The sequence below is a fragment of the Streptomyces sp. NPDC005492 genome, assembly GCF_040605995.1.
Classification (GTDB): Bacteria; Actinomycetota; Actinomycetes; order Streptomycetales; family Streptomycetaceae; genus Streptomyces.
This window is the reverse complement of record NZ_JBEXDX010000020.1, coordinates 65,038-78,541: the sequence shown is the minus strand read 5'-3', so window position 1 is coordinate 78,541 and position 13,504 is coordinate 65,038. Positions and strand designations below refer to the sequence as shown.

Here is a 13,504-nt window from a genome sequence, read left to right as displayed (position 1 = left end):
ACCGTCACCCCTTGCCGGTCAGCAACCGCCGAGGATTGGCGATGCGGAAGGCGTACGCGGCGGCTCCGCCCAGCCCGTGCCCGGGGTGGCTCGGCGGCTCCGCGTACGGCCGGTCCGAGCCCTGGACCACGGCGTTGACACCGAGGGCCCGCACAATGGCCTCGACGGCGGTCGGGCCGTACGACGAGGTCTCGACGAAGACACCCAGGTCGGCCTCGCCCTGTCCGCCACCCCGGGCGGCCAGTCGCTCCCCGTGCAGCGGGGCGAGACCGGCCAGCAGCGCGAAGCACACCCGCAGACGCGGGTGGCGCGGGCGGCCGAAGGCGCGAAAGGCGTACCAGGCGGCGTGCATCTGCTGGACGTACGGCACCATCGCGGGCCACCAGGACGGGTCCGCCGAGGAGCCCACCGCGGGTCCCGGGTGGACGAAGAGCGGCAGGTCGCGTTCTTCGAGCAGATCGAGGAGCGGAGCGCAGCGGGCGTAACCGACCGCGTCGGCAAGGGAGTTGGCCGGGAGTTGAAGGCCGGCGAAGCCGCGGTCGAGGTCCTTGGCGGTCGTGGCCGCGTCGATGTCCCGTACGCAGGTCGCGGCCCAGGCCCCGAACGGCTCGGGCAGCGCCGCCGCGCCGTCGTGGTAGGCGTCGAGCAGAGGCCGTGCCTCGGCCGTGGGCAGCCACTCCACGCCGATCGGCGCGGACAGCGAGACGAGGGCCCGGCCGAGGCCGTCCGCGGCGGCGAGGTCCGCGCGCAGGGCGATGTCGTGATCGGCGGGCGATATCTCGAAGGGCGGCTCACCGTGCAGGAACAGCGTCCAGCCGTCCAGGTACGGCGGTTCGCGGCGGGCGCGCAGAGCCGTCACCAGCGACGGGGTCCACAGATGCTGGTGTACGTCGACGTTGGTCATGTCGTGTCTCCCGCCAAGGCGTTCAGTGTGCTGCGGACGTCGTCGGATCCCAGGATGTCGCAGCTCACCGTCTCCACGTCCACGCCGTGGGGCCGGTCGTCGTCGAGCCGGGGCACTGCCTTCCGGATCGTGCGGTGCAGGAACTCCGGCCCCCGCCCCAGCGCGGCCGGCGCCGCCAGATCCACCGCCTGAGCGGCCACCACCGCCTCCACGGCGAGGAGTTGGCGCAGCCGCCCGAGCATCGTCGTCAACCGCCGTGCGCCGAGCGCCGCGTTGGTCGAGTCGTCCTCGACGGCGTCCGCACCCTGCCGGGGGTCGGTGCACACCGGCGCCGACAGCATTCGGACTTCGGCGACCAGCGCCTGCGCCGTCTTGACCAGCGGCGCGAACCCCGAGCGCTCCGGACCGTACGGGGAGAGGTTCGCGGGCAGCCCGCTGACGGCGGGGTCGAGCAGTCTGCGCATGCGTTCGGCGCAGATCGCGGCCGTCTGCGTCAGGGCCAGCGCGAGGGTGTCGTAGGCGAGGGCAAGGCCGGGGGTGTGGAAGTTGCCGGAGGACAGGATCTCGCCGGTGCCCGGCAGCACGACAGGGTTGTCGCCGCAGCCGTTCAGCTCGGGACGCAGCGCGGCGTCCGCGAAATCCAGGGCCGCGTACCCGGCACCGTGCACCTGGGCGGCACAGCGCAGGCTGACCGGGTCCTGGACCCGCCGTGCGTTACGGGGATCGCCCAGGTCACCGCCGTCCAGCAGGGCGAGCAGTCCGCCCGCCGCGCGGGACTGTCCGGGGGCCGGGCGCAAGGCCAGTATCCGGGGGTCGAGCGGGCTGGTGTTGGCCCGGAAGCCCTCGTAGGTGAGTGCCGTGACCGCCTGCGCCAGGGCGAGGACCGCACCCGCCTCGTGCAGGGCGAGCGCGCCGACGCCGGCCGCCAACGGGCTCGCGCTGCACAGCACATGGCCGTCCTTCGGACCCAGCGCGACGGGGGCGAGACCGGCCCGGCGCAGGGCCGTGCCACCGTCGAGCACCTCACCGCCGTACTCGGCGCTCCCCTCACCGATGACGACCAGACCGGCATGCGCCATCTGGCACAGGTCGGAGGCGCCGATGGACCCCACCTCGGGGATCACCGGATGCACCCGCGCGTTGAGCAGGGCCACCAGGAGTCGCGGGACCTGCGGCGACACCCCGCTGCCACCGCCCGCGAGGCCGTTGACCCGGGCGAGCAGGGCCGCCCGTACGACGGGCGCCGGGAGTGGATCGCCGACCGCGTTCGCCCGTCCCCGCACCGTGCGCACGCTGAACGCGTCGAGCTCCGCACGGGGCAGGGCGTACGAGGAGCGGGCCCCGAGCCCCGTCGTCAGACCGTAGGTCGGCATCTGCCGGTCGACCACGTCGTCCACGACGGCCCGTTCGTCCGCGAGGCGCGACAACACCCCGTCGCCCAGGGCGACTTGGGCACCCTGGTGGGCGACGGCGACGACATCGCCGTAGGACAGCGTCCGTCCGTCGACGACGACCTTGGTCACCAAAGGTTTCTCCCCATGTCCTGTCATGTGTGAACCTAGCGCGCGGGCCCGTGATGATCGAGTGGTGATGACCAGGGGCCGGGCGTACGGTCGAACGGTGAGCATGCGGTGGACGCCTCCGTCCGCCGACGTCTCGTGAGTGCGACCCGACATGAGCAGCAGCCCTCAGCAAGCCTCCGCGGAGCAGACCACCACCCGGGACGCGGGCGGTGGCGGAAACACCATGGCGCTGCTGGTCATCGCGTCCTGCCAGTTGATGGTGGTCCTGGACATCACCATCGTGAACATCGCGCTCCCGCACATCCAGAGCTCGCTGGGTTTCTCCACCACCAGCCTGGCCTGGGTCGTCAACGCCTACACCCTCACCTTCGGCGGTCTGCTGCTGCTCGGCGGCCGGGCCGGCGACATCCTGGGCCGACGCCGGGTGTTCGTGTTCGGCGTGCTGCTCTTCGTGCTGGCCTCCCTGCTCGGCGGGCTCTCCCAGAACTCCGGCGAACTCCTCGCCGCACGCGCCCTCCAGGGCGTCGGCGGTGCCATCGCCTCCCCGACCTCCCTCGCCCTCATCAGCACGACGTTCCGCGAAGGCCCGGAACGCAACCGGGCGTTCGGGGTGTTCGCCGGTGTCTCGGCCGGCGGCGGCGCGATCGGGCTGCTGATGGGCGGGATCCTCGTCGAGTGGCTGAACTGGCGGTGGGTGCTCTTCGTCAACGTGCCCATCGGACTGCTCATCGTCCTCGCCACCCCGCGCTGGATCCGCGAGTCGGAACGCCATGCGGGCCACTTCGACATCACCGGCGCGCTGACCTCGACCGTGGGCATGGTGCTGCTGGTGTACGGCTTCATCCGGGCCGCTCAGGAGGGCTGGCGGGACTGGCTCACCCTGGCCTCGTTCGCCGCGGCCGTGCTCGTCCTCGCCCTGTTCGTGCTGGTCGAGCGGCGCTCCCGGCAGCCGATCACCCCGCTGCACATGTTCCGCGACCGCAACCGGGCGGGCACGTACGGCATCATGCTCTGCCTCGCCGCCGCGATCTTCGGCATGTTCTTCTTCCTCACGCTCTTCGTGCAGGACGTGCTGGGCTTCAGCCCGTTGGAGGCCGGCTTCGCCTTCCTGCCCGTCAGCGCGGTCATCGCGGTCGGCGCCGGCCTGGCCTCACGGTTCCTGCCGACCTACGGGCCCAAACCGTTCATGGTGGTGGGCGCGGTCCTCGCGGCGGCGGGCCTGTCCTGGCTGACGCTCACGGACGTCGACTCCACCTACCTGGGCAGCGTGCTCGGCCCGATGCTCGTGTTCAGCCTGGGCATGGGCATGGAGTTCGTCTCGCTGACCCTGATGGCGCTCTCCGACGTCCCCGTCCAGGACACCGGCGCGGCCTCCGGACTCCTCAACGCCATGCAGCAGGTGGGCGGTTCGCTCGGACTGTCCATCCTGGTCACGATGTTCGGCACCGCCAGCAGGAACGAAGCCAAGGACCAGATCCCCGCGTTCCTGGCACAGGCCACGCCGGCCGAGCGCATCCGCTTCCAGCGCACCGGGCAGCTCCCGGGCACCTGGGGCGACCACGTCCTCACCGCCGGCGCGTCGGCCGCCTTCGTCATGGCCGCGATCTTCACGGTGGTCGCCGCGCTGATCGCGTTGGTCGTGATCCAGGTGCGCCCCTCCGACCTGGAACGCCTCAAGGGCGGCGCCGGTGCGGCCGGTCCGATGTGAGGACCGCTGTCCGTACGACGCGGTGCGCAGACCGCGCCACTCACTGGGGAGACCCCGTACGCCGTACGGAAGGCCCGGCCGAAGTGCGGCGCGCTCACGAAACCCCGGCGCCGGGCCACCGCGGACACGGTGGGCGCGCCCGCGGGCGCGGGTCAATTCACGGGCGCACTCCTCCAGCCGGAGATCCGGTGGGCCCGCGCGATCGTCTCCGGCGACAGCGCCGGATCGCCGAGACACCGGTCGATGTGCTCCCGCACGCGGACCAGCAGATGACCGCCGGTACCGGCCGGGTCCGGGCGGGTCAGGGTGGCGTCGGCCACCTCGGAGCCGATGGACGCGGCCGGTGTGCGCAGGATCGACGACAGCACCGCGGCCACTCCGTTCCGCCGTCGATCGCGGTCCCGGTGATCCGGCGGAGATCGGCCTCCGCCACGGCCGGCCGCCCGTCCTGGAGCAGGGTCGCCGTGCCCGGCACGTGCACCCGGACCGCGAGGCAGGGTGCGGGGGAGCGGGTGAGGGCAGCCGGTGTGCGCCGGAGGCGCTGGGCCGCGGCCTCCAGGGTGGACACCCGGAGGTGACCGAGGCGGTGGGTCGTGACTCACCCGTCGAACGGGCCGTCGTCGAGGCCGACTTCGGGAACCGACGCGGTCGTCGACGCCGGTCTCGATGTGCTCTGTCCTCCACACCGGATGCCCCGACGGCCCGGCCTTCGACAACTCCCGGGCGGCGGGTTCCAGGACGGGACGAACCGGCTCGGCCCTCTCGGACATGGTGTTTCTCCCGAAGTTCACAGATCTCGTAGGCGTCGCAGGTGTGGTGCGTGACCGCCGTTCGCCCACGCCAGGACGGGAAAGCCCACGTCAATCGCCCAGGAGCGCACCGGGACCGACCCATCGACGCCCGCGGCGGAGTCACGCCCCGCTGTGCTCGGGCCGTGCCTTCGGGATGCGCTGCTCGAACCACACGACCTTGCCGGTGCTCAGCCGCGTCGCACCCCAGCGCAGGGCGAGGTGGTCGACCAGGAACAGCCCGCGTCCGTCCTCGTCGCCCAGGGCCGCCTCCCGCATCCGGGGCACCTGGGGCGAGTCGTCGGTCACCTCGCAGCGCAGCACGTCGGTACGCAGCAGCCGTAGGGAGATCGGACGGGAGGCGTACCGCACGGCGTTCGTGACGACCTCGCTGACCAGGAGCTCCGTGGTGTCGAGCAGGGCGTCCAGACCCCAGCGGCGCAGCACCCTGCGGGTCAGCCGGCGGGCCTGGCCCGCGGTGAGCGGGTGGGGGTCCAGGTGCCAGTAGCCGACGCTGTCCGGGGGGAAGCCCTCGAAGCGGGCGGTGAGGAGGGCGATGTCGTCGTCGCGGGGGCCCGGCGCCAGCGCGGCGAGGATCCGGTCGCACAGCCGCTCCAGCGAGGAGAGGCGGTGTCGGTACGGGGTGGAGTGGAGATGGGTGCGCAGGGCCTCCACGCCCGTCCCCACGTCCGTGTCACGGGACTCGACCAGGCCGTCGGTGTACAGCACCAGGGTGGTGCCGGTGGGCGCCGGCATCTCCACCGACTCGAAGACGACACCGCCGACCCCGATCGGGGCGCCCGGCGGCACCCGCAGGACCTCCGCGTGGCCGTTCGGACGCAGCAGCATCGGGGGCGGGTGCCCGGCGTTGGCCATGAGGAGGCGGTGCGAGATGGGGTCGTAGATCGCGTACAGGCAGGTCGCGATGTGGTCGCTGCCGAGCCGCTGGGCCTGTTCGTCGAGGTGGTGCAGCACCTCGTGCGGGGGCAGGTCGAGACCGGCGAGGGTCTGCACGATGGTGCGGAGCTGGCCCATGATCGCGGCCGAGGTCATGGAGTGGCCCATGACGTCGCCGACGATCAGCGCGACCCGGTTGCCCGACAGCGGTATCGCGTCGTACCAGTCGCCGCCTACCTGCGCGGTCTTGGAGGCGGGCAGATAGCGGCTGGCCAGTTGCACGCCGGTCGGCTCGGGCAGCGAGGACGGGAGCATGGTGTGCTGGAGCGTGTCCGCGACGGAGGCCTCGTGGCCGTACATCACCGCCTTCTGGACGCCGATCGCGGTGTGGGTGGCGAGCTGGGAGGCGACGAGCAGGTCGTCGCCGGTGAACACGGGCCGATCGGGGCGGCGCAGCAGGACGACGGTGCCCATGACGTGGTGGCGGCCGTGCAACGGGGCGATGATCAGTCGGCGGCCCGGCGGCAGCGTCCCCGGCGCGCTCGCCGCGGGGCCGAGCAGCTCGGCCACCGCGGGGCCGATGCCGGGCGCGTCGCCGAAGGCAGGCTGTCCGGCCATCAGCAGTCGGGAGAGCCGGCCGGTGGGCGCGGGCTGCACCCGCTCGGTCACGTCCGCGTACTCGGCGTGCGGCATCAGCAGCGCCGACCTCGCCTCCGGCGCCCGGTCGATGCTGTGCAACTGCAGCACGACGGGCACGGCCGACTTCTCGTCCCCGACGGGCAGCGGGTCGTGCAGGTGGATGACGATCGCGTCGGCGAAGGCGGGCACCGCAGCCCACCGCAGTTCCCGCAGCGTCTCGTCCAGGTCCATCCCGCGCGCGATCCGCCGGGTGGCCACGTCCAGGTACTGGAGCCGGTCGGTCTGCGGCACGGGCTCCGGCCGCGTGAGGGGCATCGGTCCGCTCGACGAGGCGCCTCGCCGGGCGGTTCCGGCGGGGCCGTCGCGGGGGCTGTGCTGCTCCGTCACACTTCGTCCCGTCCACTGGTGCGGCCGAGGGCCGCGGTGTCCGTCCTACGGCCTCAGTCGCGCCGTCGGCAGCAGAGGAAGACCTGTTCCTCGGGCGGGACGTCTGCCACCGCCGGGGCGTAGGTGTACGAGGTCTCCTTGACGATCTCGAAGCCCGTGATGTCCAGGATCCGGTGCAGGTCGTCGAGGAGATAGCCGGAGACCCGGATCGTGTGGCCGAGGAAGGGGATCTCGAAGTCGTCCACATGGGCCTCCACCATCGACAGGGCGAGCAGGCCGCCCGGGTTCAAGAGGTGGTGGATCGTGCGCAGCGCGAGGGGGATCTCCGCGCGCGGCAGCATCAGCAGGGAGAAGAACGCGGCGACACCGTCGAAACGGCCCAGGTCACGGGGGCCACCCGGGCGCAGGTCGGCGAGATCGAGCTGATGGAACGTGGCGGCGGGCACGTACTCCCGGGCCAGCTCCACCATCCGCCCCGACAGATCCACGCCCACGACCTCGAAACCGGCGTCCGCGAGCTGTCGGGCGGTCGGCACACCCGTGCCGCAGCCGAGGTCCAGCACACGGGAGCCCGGATCGAGGGACTCGACCAGCCAGTCACCGGCGGCGATCTGGCCCTCCTTGTGCGGGAAGGCCTCGTCGTACCGGTCACCGATGGCATCGAAGGCCTCGGCCTGACCTGAGCGGTCGAGCCGCAGCCTGTCGTAGCCGGTCCCGTCCTTCGCTCTGCTCACTGCAGTGGCCTTTCGATGACCTTTCTTCCGCGCATAGTGGATTGTCCCACAAGTGGGGAAAGCGCGGTTTAGGTGGGGAAACGCCGTGAGGGACGCCCCGGGGCACCCCTCACGGAACGTCGAGGGCGAGGAAGGCGAACGGACTGGATACAAGAAGGTGTGAGAAGGAAGCCCGTTCATGGCCTCGCCACGGCCGACGGTAGGAGTCAGGCGGGGATCAGGTCGCGCAGGTTTTCCGGGGTGACGATCCGCGAACCCTCGGGCAGCCCGTCCGGGCGGCGCAGCCCGATGTAGGTCACCGGACCGTCGTGCTCCTCGCCGAGCGGAGTGTCGCTGCCCGCCAACGCCAGGTACAGGGCGGTGAGTTCATCGGCCAGGTCACCGCCCGCGTGCAGCACGGTGATCCGGTCGCCTGCCGTCGCGATCAACTCGCGACCAGCTCGCGCACGGTCCGCAGGGTGCGTCCGGCGATCCGGACGACCGTCTCCTCGGACAGTCCCGACAGCCGTTCCCGCAGCTCCGCGGAGAGCTTGAATTCCACGGACAGCAGCACGGCGTCCAACTGCCGTGCGGCGGCGGCGCCTTCACCCACGGGACCCGTGGGCGTGGGGACGCGGAGCCTGTGCCGGATGACCAGCGGTTCGAGTCGGTCGATCATTCCGGCATGGTCCCAGAACCGAACAAGCGGGCGCATTCGGGTTTTACGGCCCGGGAGTCGGGTCAGCCGGCCAGCCAGTCGTACGCCGCCTGTGCGCTGAACTCCGCCTGCCCGCCCCGCAACAGCAGCCCCGCCGTGGCGAACTCGGCGGCGTCGGCCTGCGCGGCCACATACGGGATCGCGATGCAGCGCATCCCCGCCGCCCGCGCCGCCGCCGCGCCCGGAGCCGCGTCCTCCAGGACCACACAGTCGGCCGGAGCCGCCCCGAGCCTGCGCGCGGCCTCCAGGAAGACGTCCGGGGCGGGCTTGCCCCGTGCCACCTCGTCCGCCGAGACCATGGTCCGCAGCCACGCGTCGAGCCCGGTGCCCGCCAGGATCGCCCCGATGGCCTCCGGCGAGGAACCCGAGGCCACCGCCATCGGCACACCCTCGGCCGCCAGCAGCTCCACGAACTTCCGCATCTCCGGATATACACGCGTGGCCGTCCGGGCCAGCGCCAGATAACGGCGGTTCGTCTCCGCGAGCAGGTCCTCCAGCGGCGCCGTGAGCCCGTGACGCTCCTTCAGCAGGGCAAGGGTCTCCTGGGTGCTGATGCCGACGAAGCGCTCGTGCTGGGCCCAGGTGAACTCCGGGACACCATGCTCGGCGAGGGTCTGCCGGGTGGCTTCGTAGTAGTTGGGCTCGCTGTCCACGAGGGTTCCGTCCAGATCGAAGATGACCGAGAGGCCGCCGAGATTGCTCATGCGCTCAGGATGCCAAGGGTCACTTCCCGGCCGCGCGGCCGACCGCCTCCACGAGCGGCAGCAGTCGGTGCGGTACCCGCTCGCGCAGCGCCATCTCGGTGCGGGTGCGGACCACTCCCGGCAGGCTGATGAGCCGCTGGATCACATCCTCCAGATGGCCGTTGTCCCGTGCCACGACCCGGGTGAGCAGATCTCCGCCGCCCGTGATCGAGAACGCCTCGACGATCTCCGGTACGGCGGCCAGCGCGTCCCCCACCTCGTCGAGATGCCCCTGGGTGACCTCGATGTGCACGAACGCGAGCACCGGGTGGCCGAGCGCGGCGGGGGAGAGGAAGGGACCCGTACCGGTGATCACCCCGTCCCGCTCCAGCCGGTCGAGCCGGGCCTGGAGCGTGCCCCGGGCGACGCCGAGCAGCCGTGCGTACTCGCGCACGCTGGTACGCGGCTCCTCCAGGAGCAGCCGCAGGATGCGGGTGTCGAGTTCGTCCACGCTCATGGCCCACGACTGTACCAATGGCTTCATTACAATGACCCTGTGCCAATGGCCCACTGCTTCGAGAGTCACTTGAGCCAGTCGCCCCGATGATGCTGTGATGGGCCGGTCGATGGCGCTGCGGACCTCCGCGGCGCCTTTTTCGTGCGGGTGTGCGCAGGGGGCGGGAAACAGTGCTGAAGAGGGTGTTCGTGGCTCCGGACCCGGGGCGGACGCGGCTGCGGTTCGCCGGTCGGGCCGTCCTCGGTATCGGCCTCGCGGTCGTCGTCTGTGGGCTGACCGGGCAGTCCCTCGCGGGCGCCGTCACCGGCGGTCTCGCCGCGCTGCTCGCCCTGTTCACGGTCACGGACGCCACGGTGCGCGGGCAGGCCGTCACCACCGCGCTGCTGCCCTGCGCGGGACTGCCGGTGCTCACCGCCGCGGCCGCACTGCACGACCACCCGGTCGCCCGGGACCTCACCTTCCTCGCGGTCGTCGGCGCGGGTGTCTATGCCCGCCGCTGGGGACCGCGCGGCCACAGCCTCGGTGTGTTCGCGTTCATGACCTTCTTCGTGGCGCAGTTCCTGCACGCGACCACCGCCCAACTGCCCGCGCTGTATGCGGCCGTCGCGCTCTCCGTGCTCAGCGCGGCGGCGGTCCGCTTCGGCCTGTGGTGCTACGAGCGCCGACAGCCACCACCCGCCGTTCCCGCCCCGTCGGCCGGCCGCGGCCTGGCCCGGGTGACCACGCGACAGGCGGTCCAGGCGACCGCGGGCGCCGGATTCGCGCTCGTCGTCGGCCAGTTGGTGTCCGGACAGCGCTGGTACTGGGCCGTCGGCGCCACCTGGTGGATCTTCGTCAACACCGCCTCGCGCGGAGAGACCGTGGTCCGCGGTTTCCGCCGCGTCCTGGGCACGGTCCTCGGCATCGGCCTGGGCCTGCTCGTCGCCGTACCGCTCCACGGCGCCGTCGTCCCGACCGCGATCCTGGTCGCGGTCTGCGTCTTCACGATCTTCTATTCGGCCTCCGTCTCCTACACCTGGATGATGCTCGCGGTGACCCTGCTGGCCGAGCTCCTCTACGGCCTCCTGGGCGTCCTGACTCCAGGCCTGCTGGCGCTGCGCTTCGCGGAGACCGGAGTCGGCGCGCTCGGCGCGGTCCTGGCCGTCCTCCTCGTGCTCCCGGTGACCACCCACACCACCACGGACGCCTGGATCCAACGCGCCCTGCACTGCGTCCACACCTGCACCGCCGAGGCCACCGCCCGCCTCGCCGGCTCCACCACGGCCGACCCCGCCGCACGCGTCGCCGAACTCGAACAACTCCTGGCCCGGGTACGGCAGTCCGTAGCCCCCCTCGTGCACCCGCTGAACCCCGCCCTCGACCGCAAACGCCGCGCCCACCGAGTCCTAGCCCTCCTCGACGACTGCGCCCACGAGATCCACGGCCTGACCACGGCGACCGCCGCCCCGGAGACCTCCCACGACAACCGCCTGTCGGACGCCTGCCGCCGAGTGGAGAGGGCGGTGGAGGCGCTCACCGAGGGCGGCGGAGCGACGTTCACGGCTGCTCCGACCCGACCGCCTGCGGAACCTGCGCTGGCTCATCTCCTTGGTGTGGAACGGGCTTTGGTGGAGCTGGCTGAGCCGTTGCGGGTGCGGTCGGGTTCGCGGCTTGTGGGGGCTTGAGGGGGAGTGGTCTGGCGGGCTCGGGGTTTCGTGTAACGCCCGCCAGGCCGCTGGCTGTCGGCGCGTGGAGATGGTGGTGGAAGGCTCGCCGAGGGCGGCGCGGCGCAGTTCACGGCCGCCCGAAGAACCCCCGCCGGCCCATCTTCACAGCCTGGAACGCGCCTAAACCGAACTCGCCAAGCCCGTGCGCACCAGGACAGGCATGCCCCCGGTGACCAAGTAGCCGCTTTGGTCTAGACCGCTCGTGATCGACTGCTACCGTCACCCCCGACAGCACAGAACCGAGAGGGGACAGCGGTGACAGACGGCGGCAGGCGTGAACGGCGGGCCTTCATCGGGTCGTTCACGGCGGCGGGCGGACCGGGTGTCGTCGCGGCGACGGTGGACGCGGACAGCGGCGCGCTGACCGTGCTGGGCAGTGCCGACGGCGTCCCCGACCCCTCGTACCTGGCCCTCGACAGTGACGGGGAGACCCTGTACTCGGTCAGCGAGACGGCCGAGGGTGCGGTGGCCGCGTTCCGTGTCAACGGCGACAAGCCCGAGCTGCTCGGGGCGCCGGTGCACATCGGTGGCGCGGGACCGACGTACCTGAGTCTGTTCGCGGGGCACGTGCTGACCGCCGACTACGGCTCCGGCACCGTCACCGCCGTTCCGGTCCGCCCGGACGGCACGCTTTCCGACCGCCCCTCCGGACAGGTCCGGCACGTCGGCTCGGGACCGCACCAACAGCGCCAGCAGGGCCCGCACGCCCACCAGGTCCAGCCCGACCCGAGCGGCCGCTGGGCCGTCAGCGTCGACCTCGGCACCGACTCCGTACGGGTGTGCACGCTGGACGCCGGACGCCCCGTACTCCACCGCGAGACCGCCCTCCGACCCGGCTCGGGCCCCCGTCACCTGGCCTTCCACCCGGACGGCAGCCACGCCTACATCGCCAACGAACTCACCCCGACCGTCACCGTCTGCCGCTGGGACGCCGAGGACGGCTCACTCAAGCCGCTGACCGAGACATCGGTACTGCCCGGCGCCCCGGCCGGCGAGGCCGCCTACCCCTCGGGCATCGTGACCTCACCGGACGGCCGTTTCGTCTGGACGGCGACCCGCGGCGAGGACGTCCTGTCCGTGCTCGCCGTCGAGGGGGAGGGGCTGCGCCTGGTCGGGACGGTGCCCTGCGGAGGCCACTGGCCGCGCGCGATCACCGAGGCCGGGGGCCATCTCTACGTGGCGAACGAGCGGTCCGGCGACGTGACCTGGTTCGCCGTCGACCCCACCACCGGCGTACCCCGGCGCGGCGGCTCGATCCAGGTGACCGCGGCGTCCTGCGTGGTGTTCGGCTAAGCCCGGGCCCACATGCCGAAGGGCCCGCTCCCGCGTGAGGAGGGGCCCTGTCGGCGCTACGGCGTTACACGTACGGGGTGGGTCAGCGAACCGGCGCGCCCTGCGGCTGAGGCGGGGCGATACCCAGCGCCGTCGTGTATTTGGCGAGGGCCAGCTTGCCGATCGCCGGGTACGGGCCGAGCGACTCGGCGGCGGCGCAGCCCGCCTCGGCGGCGGCCGCCTGGAGCAGCTCCGGGTCGATCTCGGGACCGATCAGATAAGGCGCCAGAGCGAGTTGCTGCGAGCCCGAACCCCGCAACTGCTCGGCGATGGCCGCGATCGAACCGTCCTGGTCCAGAGCGGCCGCCATCACCGGCACGGCGAGGCGCGCGGAGAGCAGCATCCCGGTGATCCCGGCCGCCTGCACGGCCTCCTCGCCACCCACCGAGGCCAGGACGATGCCGTCCGCGGCGGTGGCCACGTTGAACAGCCTGGCGCGGTCGGCACGGGCCAGACCGGCCTCGGAGAGGCGCACGTGCAGCGCCTCGGCGAGCAGCGGGTGCGGGCCGAGGACATCGGTCAGGTCGGCCGCGACCCGGCTGTCCATGACCGCCTGGCGGACCTGGCGCAGCAGCGCGCTGTCCGGACCGGCGAGCAGCGGCACCACGACAGCCACGGGACCGTCGGGCTCCTTGACGTCGGCACCGGCGGCCCTGGCCTGCTCGAAGCGGGCGGTGCGCTCCTCCGCGGCGTGCGCGAGCACGGACGTCAGCGTGGGGAACTCGGCGTCGTCCCCGTCGAGGTAACCGATGCGCCCGTCGAGACCGGGCAGCTCGGAGCGGGCGATGCTCACGACCTCCTCGGCGAGGCTGCGCGTGGCGGCGCTGGGCGTACCCGGCACGGCGAGGACGAACGCGGGCGCGCCCTCGGGAGCCGCCAGCGGCTCGGGTCGGCGGTGCCGCCCGGGCTGGCGAGGTCGCGGCATTCGTACTGGCAGGCCGGACGCGGGCCCAGTGGGGGAGCTCATGGCGACGCATGTTACTGGCTTC

At 72.4% G+C, this 13,504-nt stretch carries 11 protein-coding genes and 1 pseudogene; 3 read left to right on the top strand and 9 right to left on the bottom strand.

Translation table 11 applies throughout. The features are described from left to right. Window positions 1-4: 4 nt before the first annotated feature. Both ABZT04_RS25790 and ABZT04_RS25785 read right to left on the bottom strand, forming a co-directional pair. A complete protein-coding gene (locus ABZT04_RS25790) occupies window positions 5-904 on the bottom strand; it encodes an amidohydrolase (RefSeq protein WP_356059346.1) in 900 nt (299 codons plus the stop codon). Further along, window positions 901-2,427 carry an aromatic amino acid ammonia-lyase gene (locus ABZT04_RS25785; RefSeq protein ID WP_356059345.1) on the bottom strand — a complete coding sequence of 509 codons (1,527 nt, stop codon included), beginning with the start codon at window positions 2,425-2,427 and terminating at the stop codon, window positions 901-903. Before ABZT04_RS25785 ends, ABZT04_RS25790 begins: the two co-directional genes overlap by 4 nt. Window positions 2,428-2,578: 151 nt before the next feature. Here ABZT04_RS25785 and ABZT04_RS25780 point away from each other — a divergent pair, with 151 nt between their 5' ends. Continuing rightward, on the top strand, window positions 2,579-4,135 hold the full coding sequence (locus ABZT04_RS25780) for an MFS transporter (protein ID WP_356059344.1): 1,557 nt from the start codon (window positions 2,579-2,581) through the stop codon (window positions 4,133-4,135). 152 nt (window positions 4,136-4,287) lie between these two features. Here the strand turns inward: ABZT04_RS25780 and ABZT04_RS25775 are convergent, their stop codons facing one another. From ABZT04_RS25775 to ABZT04_RS25750, 6 genes and pseudogenes are all read right to left on the bottom strand, one after another. Beyond that, the gene (locus ABZT04_RS25775) at window positions 4,288-4,503 is read right to left on the bottom strand and encodes a hypothetical protein (protein ID WP_356059343.1); all 216 of its coding nucleotides are present in this window, start codon (window positions 4,501-4,503) and stop codon (window positions 4,288-4,290) included. Window positions 4,504-5,046: 543 nt separating this feature from the next. Continuing rightward, the gene (locus tag ABZT04_RS25770) at window positions 5,047-6,774 is read right to left on the bottom strand and encodes a SpoIIE family protein phosphatase (RefSeq protein ID WP_356059405.1); all 1,728 of its coding nucleotides are present in this window, start codon (window positions 6,772-6,774) and stop codon (window positions 5,047-5,049) included. A 125-nt stretch (window positions 6,775-6,899) separates the two neighbouring features. Then, window positions 6,900-7,580: a class I SAM-dependent methyltransferase gene (locus tag ABZT04_RS25765; protein WP_356059342.1), complete on the bottom strand. Its 681-nt coding sequence runs from the start codon at window positions 7,578-7,580 to the stop codon at window positions 6,900-6,902. Window positions 7,581-7,888: 308 nt separating this feature from the next. After that, window positions 7,889-8,238: pseudogene (locus ABZT04_RS25760) on the bottom strand (hypothetical protein); the annotation flags it as partial. A gap of 62 nt (window positions 8,239-8,300) precedes the next feature. Then, the gene (locus ABZT04_RS25755) at window positions 8,301-8,981 is read right to left on the bottom strand and encodes an HAD family phosphatase (RefSeq protein ID WP_356059341.1); all 681 of its coding nucleotides are present in this window, start codon (window positions 8,979-8,981) and stop codon (window positions 8,301-8,303) included. A 19-nt stretch (window positions 8,982-9,000) separates the two neighbouring features. Next, window positions 9,001-9,477: an Lrp/AsnC family transcriptional regulator gene (locus tag ABZT04_RS25750; protein ID WP_356059340.1), complete on the bottom strand. Its 477-nt coding sequence runs from the start codon at window positions 9,475-9,477 to the stop codon at window positions 9,001-9,003. 170 nt (window positions 9,478-9,647) lie between these two features. Between ABZT04_RS25750 and ABZT04_RS25745 the strand changes: the two genes are divergently transcribed. Continuing rightward, window positions 9,648-11,141, top strand: a complete 1,494-nt coding sequence (locus ABZT04_RS25745; protein ID WP_356059339.1) for an FUSC family protein — start codon at window positions 9,648-9,650, stop codon at window positions 11,139-11,141. Window positions 11,142-11,438: 297 nt separating this feature from the next. Further along, a complete protein-coding gene (locus ABZT04_RS25740; RefSeq protein ID WP_356059338.1) occupies window positions 11,439-12,476 on the top strand; it encodes a lactonase family protein in 1,038 nt (345 codons plus the stop codon). 82 nt (window positions 12,477-12,558) lie between these two features. Here ABZT04_RS25740 and ABZT04_RS25735 read toward each other — a convergent pair whose 3' ends face one another. Further along, complete coding sequence (locus tag ABZT04_RS25735; protein ID WP_356059337.1) at window positions 12,559-13,482, bottom strand: hypothetical protein; 924 nt, start codon at window positions 13,480-13,482, stop codon at window positions 12,559-12,561. Between the last annotated feature and the right edge of the window lie 22 nt (window positions 13,483-13,504).

Bases quoted from the DNA above. Each gene is read 5' to 3' on its own strand.
- ABZT04_RS25735 (WP_356059337.1), bottom strand. From the start codon at position 13,482: ATGAGCTCCCCCACTGGGCCCGCGTCCGGCCTGCCAGTACGAATGCCG.
- ABZT04_RS25770 (WP_356059405.1), bottom strand. From the start codon at position 6,774: ATGCCCCTCACGCGGCCGGAGCCCGTGCCGCAGACCGACCGGCTCCAG.
- ABZT04_RS25755 (WP_356059341.1), bottom strand. From the start codon at position 8,981: ATGAGCAATCTCGGCGGCCTCTCGGTCATCTTCGATCTGGACGGAACC.
- ABZT04_RS25750 (WP_356059340.1), bottom strand. From the start codon at position 9,477: ATGAGCGTGGACGAACTCGACACCCGCATCCTGCGGCTGCTCCTGGAG.
- ABZT04_RS25790 (WP_356059346.1), bottom strand. From the start codon at position 904: ATGACCAACGTCGACGTACACCAGCATCTGTGGACCCCGTCGCTGGTG.
- ABZT04_RS25780 (WP_356059344.1), top strand. From the start codon at position 2,579: ATGAGCAGCAGCCCTCAGCAAGCCTCCGCGGAGCAGACCACCACCCGG.